The 5,795-nt window shown below is 67.1% G+C and carries 6 protein-coding genes; 4 read left to right on the top strand and 2 right to left on the bottom strand.

The window, feature by feature from the left end:
• Together PKA57_RS07405 and PKA57_RS07400 are read left to right on the top strand one after the other, a co-directional pair.
• On the top strand, positions 1 to 2,494 hold a 2,494-nt coding region (locus PKA57_RS07405), incomplete at its 5' end, for an ATP-dependent DNA helicase (protein ID WP_324299072.1).
• A gap of 32 nt (positions 2,495 to 2,526) precedes the next feature.
• The gene (locus PKA57_RS07400; RefSeq protein WP_324299070.1) at positions 2,527 to 2,937 is read left to right on the top strand and encodes a tellurite resistance TerB family protein; all 411 of its coding nucleotides are present in this window, start codon (positions 2,527 to 2,529) and stop codon (positions 2,935 to 2,937) included.
• 2 nt (positions 2,938 to 2,939) lie between these two features.
• On the opposite strand, the gene PKA57_RS07395 is transcribed toward PKA57_RS07400, so the two are convergent.
• Positions 2,940 to 3,653 carry a hypothetical protein gene (locus tag PKA57_RS07395; RefSeq protein ID WP_324299068.1) on the bottom strand — a complete coding sequence of 238 codons (714 nt, stop codon included), beginning with the start codon at positions 3,651 to 3,653 and terminating at the stop codon, positions 2,940 to 2,942.
• Positions 3,654 to 3,864: 211 nt separating this feature from the next.
• On the opposite strand from PKA57_RS07395, the gene PKA57_RS07390 reads away from it, so the two are divergent.
• Together PKA57_RS07390 and PKA57_RS07385 are read left to right on the top strand one after the other, a co-directional pair.
• Positions 3,865 to 4,731: a sterol desaturase family protein gene (locus PKA57_RS07390; RefSeq protein ID WP_324299066.1), complete on the top strand. Its 867-nt coding sequence runs from the start codon at positions 3,865 to 3,867 to the stop codon at positions 4,729 to 4,731.
• Complete coding sequence (locus tag PKA57_RS07385) at positions 4,728 to 5,261, top strand: histidine phosphatase family protein (RefSeq protein ID WP_324299063.1); 534 nt, start codon at positions 4,728 to 4,730, stop codon at positions 5,259 to 5,261. Before PKA57_RS07390 ends, PKA57_RS07385 begins: the two co-directional genes overlap by 4 nt.
• Here the strand turns inward: PKA57_RS07385 and PKA57_RS07380 are convergent.
• Positions 5,262 to 5,795, bottom strand: a 534-nt coding sequence (locus PKA57_RS07380; protein WP_324299061.1) for a transporter substrate-binding domain-containing protein, incomplete at its 5' end; no start/stop codon positions are given. It abuts the gene before it with no gap.

Below are 5,795 nucleotides of genomic sequence, written 5' to 3'. Positions count from 1 at the left end.
CCGCGTCGCCTGGCGCATGGCGGAGGCGGGCTGGTCCTGGGGGCCGGGCGTCGTCGCCGCGCTTCGCGATGTCTTCGCGCGCGAGGGCAAGCCGCGCGCCGGTCAGGGCTTCGATGTCTGGAACGATCTGCCCGAATGGGAGGAGCGCGCGCCACGGCCCGCGCCCGGCCAGATGCCGGTCAGCGAAGAGGAAGCGCGCGGCAGGCTCGCCGAACTCGTCGGCCCCGATGCGGAACGACGCGCGGGCCAGTCCGATTTCGCAGCCGAAACCTCGCACGCTTTCGGTCCGCGCAACTTGGCGGGCGCGCCCAACATCGTGCTTGCGGAAGCGGGCACGGGCATCGGCAAGACGCTCGGCTATATCGCGCCGTCGAGCCTCTGGGCCCAGCGCAACAAGGGCACGGTCTGGCTCTCCACCTATACGAAGAACCTCCAGCGCCAGCTCGATCAGGAATTGACGCGGCTCTATCCGGACCCGGCGGAAAAGACGGAGAAGGCCGTCATCCGCAAGGGGCGCGAAAACTATCTCTGCCTCCTGAACTTCGCGGAGATCGCGGATCGCGCCGTGCTCTCCGGCGGGGCTGTGCCGGTCGGCCTCGTCGCGCGCTGGGCAAGAGCGAGCCGCGACGGCGACATGGTCGGCGGCGACTTTCCCGCCTGGCTCATGCAGCGCCTAGGCAGCGCGGCCACGGCCGGCCAGGGCCGCTCCGCGCTCACCGACCGGCGCGGCGAATGCGTCTACAGCGCCTGCCCGCATTTCAGGAAATGCTTCATCGAAAAGGCGATCCGCAAGGCAAGGCGCGCCGAGATCGTCGTCGCCAATCATGCGCTTGTGATGCGTCAGGCCGCGCTCGAGCAGGCGGGCGCGCTTCTCGCTCCCGAGGCGCTCAAAAATGCCGAACGGAGCGTCGAGGCGGCGGGCAATGCCGAGGATGAGGAGCCCACGGGGCGCGAGGCGCGCTCGCGCTTCGTCTTCGACGAGGGCCATCACATTTTCGACGCGGCGGACAGCGCCTTCTCCGCCCAGTTGTCGGCGAGCGAAACGGCCGAGCTCCGGCGCTGGATTCGCGGCGCTGAAGGCCAGCGCGGGCGGCGCGGACGCGGGCTCGAAGAGCGTGTGGGCGACCTCGTCACCGGCGATGGCGAGGCGGAAGACGCGCTCTCGGCCGCCATCGACGCCGCAGGCGCATTGCCCGCCCCCGGCTGGGCCACGCGCCTCAATGACGGCGCCGGACGGGGAGCGGCCGAGAAATTCCTCGCCCTCCTTCGCCAGCAGGTTTACGCGCGGGCGAGCGAAGCCGAGCAGATGTTCTCGCTCGAGGCGGCGACGGAACCGCCGGTGCCGGGGCTTGAGGAAGCCGCGCGCAATCTCGACAAGGCGCTTGAGCGGATCGCACAACCGCTGATGCGGATCGCGGAGCGGCTCCGCGCCCACCTCGACGCCGAGGCCGAGGATCTCGACACATCGACGCGCATCCGCATGGATGCGGCGGCCCGCGGGCTCGAAAGGCGCGCGAAGCTCCTCATTCCCTCATGGCGCTCGATGCTCGCCTCGCTCGGCGGTCCGACGCCGGAGGATTTCGTCGACTGGTTCTCCATCGAGCGCATTCAGGGCCATGAGGCCGATATCGGCATGCACCGGCACTGGCGCGATCCGACGATCCCCTTTTCGGCCGCCGTTCTCGAGCCCGCCCATGGCGTCGTCATCACCTCCGCGACGCTGCGCGACCGGCTCATCGACGACGGGGACGGAGAGGAAAGCTGGAGTTCGGCGGAAATCCGCACGGGCATCTCCCATCTCGCCCTGCCGGCGCGGCGCGCCTTCATGGCCTCGCCCTTCGACTATGCCGCGCAGTCACGCATCTTCGTCGTGCGCGACGTGAGCCGCGACAACATGGACGAGATCGCATCGGCCTATCGCGCGCTCTTTCTTGCGGCGGGGGGCGGCGCGCTCGGCCTTTTCACCGCCATCCATCGTCTGCGTGCGGTGCACGAAAGGCTCATCGCGCCGCTCGAGGAAGCGGGCCTTGCCCTTTATTCGCAGCATGTCGATGCGCTCGACACCAGCACGCTGGTCGACATTTTCCGCGCCGAGCGCCATGCCTGCCTTCTCGGCACGGATGCCGTGCGCGACGGTGTCGATGTGCCGGGAGACTCGCTCCGAATGATCGTGTTCGACCGCACACCATGGCCGCGCCCGGATATTCTGCACAAGGCGCGTCGCGAGGTTTTTGGCGCCGCGCGCTATGACGACATGCTGACGAGGCTGAGGCTCAAACAGGCATTCGGCCGCCTCATCCGCTCGGGCCGCGACAGGGGCGTCTTCGTCATGCTCGATTCGCGCCTGCCCACGCGACTCACATCGGCCTTTCCGCCCGGCGTCACCGTCGAACGTGTCGGGCTCGCCGAGGCCGTCGCGGGCGCGCGGGCGTTTCTCGGCGGCATGGAAGCCGAACAGGGAGCGGGCCTTGCCGCACCGGCTTCCAGTCCCTAAGCTCGCACGGTCTTCAATCAGGGACAGTTCGCATGTCGACGATCGCACCCGAGACCGCCCTCATCTATGTCATGGTCACCATGAGCGCCGTGGACCGCGCCATGAGCGACAATGAGCTCCGGACGATCGGGGATATCGTGAAACAGGCGCCCGCCTTCCGTAAGTTCGATACGGAACGGCTCATCCCGATCGCGCGGGAATGCGCCTCGATCCTTCAGGAAGATGGCGGCCTCGACGCCGTCTTCGGGCTCGTGAAGGACGCCCTGCCTCCGCATCTGCGCGAAACGGCCTATGCCCTCGCGGTCGAGATAGCCTCTGCCGATCTCGCGGTCGGGCAGGAGGAAATCCGCCTCCTGCAGCTTCTGCGCGATGCGCTCGACATCGAAAAGCTCATCGCCGCCGCAATCGAGCGCGGCGCGCGCGCGAGGCACATGACGGTCTGACCCTATTCCGCCTCGCAGGCGCCCGTGCCGGTCTTCTTCAGCTCGTCGTCGATGCGGTCATGGAATGTCCGCACACATGCGCCATGCGCATCCTCGGCATCCGTCTCGCGGTGAATGAGAACCGGCACTGCTCCCTCATAGGAATAGACGTCGGTTCCGCGCGTGGCGCCTGAACGCCAGCGGCTCACGATTTCCTGATCCTCGGCATTGAACTCGGGCGATGCGATCTCATCGAGCGCCGGGCTCGCGGCGAAAATTCCGTCCTCCGCCGACCAGAGCCAGTTGCGATAGAGCGCATTCGTTCCGGCGGGCGCGGCACGCATGACGCGCAGGTCGAGGAAGCCGTCGAAATTGAGATCGAGCATTTCAAGCCCGGCATTCTCGGCCTCGTCAGGCACCGGGGAATCGATGCCGGCGATGGTCTGGAGGAGTTCGGCCTCGCCCGAGCGGCGGATCTCGATGCGCTCGATGCGGCGCCTGCCGGCCGCTCCGACGTCCTGCCAGAAGATCGTGAGGTCGAGCACGGGCAGGCCGGGATTGATCTGGCTCTGGCAGAGAATGGGGCTCCGATCCGAAGACGATGACGGCCTCAGGCAACTGAACGAGCCTTCAAATGTCTCATCGCCGGCGGGTTCGGCGCCCGGCGCCGCGAAAGCGCCGGCCGCGGCCGCCATCATGGCGCCCGCCGCCAGCGCGATAAACTTCCCCTTCGCCATCCGCCTGCCCCTGCCGCGCTCCCGCCGCCCGGAAACCATCGTCCCCGCACAGTCTAGCCGAGCCTGCGGCAAAGCGCAGTGGGGAGCCTTCCGCAGCGGCAGGCTCGCTCGGCGGCTCCGATCCCTGGCGCCCCTTTTTCTCTCGCGCAAAGCGGCCTTATAGTCCAGCACACCCGCCTTGCCGCCCCCTCCGCCGGGTGGTCGGACGGCCATGCAACAGGTTCCGATGAGCGCCTTCTTTCTCGCCCATGAGTCGTTTATCCGGCTTGCCGCCTTTGGCGGCGTGCTGCTGGCCATGGCAGGCTGGGAAGCGGCCGCGCCCTGCCGGGCACGGCGTTTCGAGCGGCGCGCCAGATGGTGGACGAATATCGCCATGAGCGCGACCGGAACGGCGCTCGTGCGCCTCATCCTTCCCGTCGCCGCCGTCGGCACGGCCCATTGGGCCAATGAGGCCGGGTTCGGCCTGTTCAACCGGATCGAGGCTCCCGCGCCCCTCGCCTTTCTGCTGACGCTCGTCGCGCTCGATCTCACGATCTACGGCCAGCATGTCGCCTTTCATCGGTTCGATGTCCTGTGGCGCATGCACAGGGTGCATCACGCCGATCCCGACATCGACACGACGACGGGCATACGCTTCCACCCGGCCGAAATCCTTGTCAGCATGCTCGTCAAGATGCTGGCGGTGGCGCTCATCGGCGCGCCCGTCGCGGCCGTCATCGTTTTCGAGATCGTGCTCAACGCGACGTCTCTCTTCAATCATGCGAATATCTCTCTCGGGGAGAGAATCGATCCTCTCATGCGGCTCGCCCTCGTCACACCCGACATGCACCGCGTGCACCATTCGATCTTTCGGGACGAACACGACATGAATTTCGGCTTCAACCTGTCCGTCTGGGACCGGCTCTTCGGCACTTATCGCAAGAGCCCGCGCGAGGAACAGCGCGCCATGAGGATCGGCCTCGACGCCTATCCCGGCAGCGAGCCCACGCGACTTCTCTGGAGCCTCGCGCTCCCCTTCACCGGCGCGGCGCGAGCCACGTCCACAGCAGGCGCGACAGGCCGGGAGAAGATGGAATGAAACGGCTCTGCCTCATGCGTCATGCGAAATCGGACTGGAGCGATCCGTCCAAGGACGATTTCAGCCGCCCTCTCAACGCGCGCGGCAGCACGGCCGCCGATTTCATGGCGGATTTCATCGCCCGCTCGCCCTATGTCCCCGACGCGGTGCTCTGCTCGACGGCGCGGCGCGCGAACGAGACCTTTCTTCCACTCAGCAGGAAGCTGCCGAAGGAAGTTCCCGTCATCCATCGCGACGAGCTTTACCACGCCATGCCGGATGTGATGCTCGAGGAAATCCACAAGGCTCCGGCGAGCGCCGAAACGCTGCTCGTCGTCGCGCATAATCCGGGCCTCGTTCTACTTGCCATGGCGCTTGCGGAAGACCCTGACGAGGAACTCGCGGTCAAGGTCGCGCATGGCGTGCCGACCGGCGGCTTCATCGTTTTCGAGTTCGATGTCGGTAGCTGGAAGGAGATCGAGGAGGGCGCGGGACGCGTCATCTTCTTCGGCAGGCCGCGCGATCTCATGGCGGCGGCGAAGAAACACTGATCAGCGAATATCCTGCCCGAAATAGCGGCGGCTGATTTCGGCATGGGTGCCATCGGCGACCATCGCCGCCAGCGCCTCGTCGAGCCTTGCGCCCAGAGCCCGATCGTCTGCCCTGTAGGCGATACCGGCTCCGGCGCCGAAAAAGGCGGGATCCGAATAGTCGGAGCCAACGAGGCGGCAGCAATCCGCGCCGCTCGCGCCCTTCAGCCAGTAGAGCAGCGCATTGCGGTCGGCGAAGAGAAAATCCGCGCGCCCTTCGGCAAGCGCGGCTTCCGCCTCCTCCAGTGTCGGCAGAGGCACGGCCATGACGTCCGGAAAGCGGCGGGCAAGAAACGCCTCGTGGATCGATCCCTTCTGCACGGCGACGCGCTTTCCGGCCATGGCCGCCGCGCTCGCCGGCACCACTGCGCCTGACTTTCGCGCGGCAAAGCGGCCGGGGGTCGAATAATAGCTCGCGGTGAAGGCGATGCGATCATCGGCAGGCGGAGCCTGCCTGCCCGGCGAGGGAATGAGCATGGAGGCGATGACGGCGTC

This window comes from Parvibaculum sp. (assembly GCF_035325945.1).
Taxonomy (GTDB): domain Bacteria; phylum Pseudomonadota; class Alphaproteobacteria; order Parvibaculales; family Parvibaculaceae; genus Parvibaculum.
This window is presented reverse-complemented; position numbering and strand designations above follow the sequence as displayed.

Bases quoted from the DNA above. Each gene is read 5' to 3' on its own strand.
- PKA57_RS07390 (WP_324299066.1), top strand. From the start codon at position 3,865: ATGCAACAGGTTCCGATGAGCGCCTTCTTTCTCGCCCATGAGTCGTTT.
- PKA57_RS07385 (WP_324299063.1), top strand. From the start codon at position 4,728: ATGAAACGGCTCTGCCTCATGCGTCATGCGAAATCGGACTGGAGCGAT.
- PKA57_RS07395 (WP_324299068.1), bottom strand. From the start codon at position 3,653: ATGGCGAAGGGGAAGTTTATCGCGCTGGCGGCGGGCGCCATGATGGCG.
- PKA57_RS07400 (WP_324299070.1), top strand. From the start codon at position 2,527: ATGTCGACGATCGCACCCGAGACCGCCCTCATCTATGTCATGGTCACC.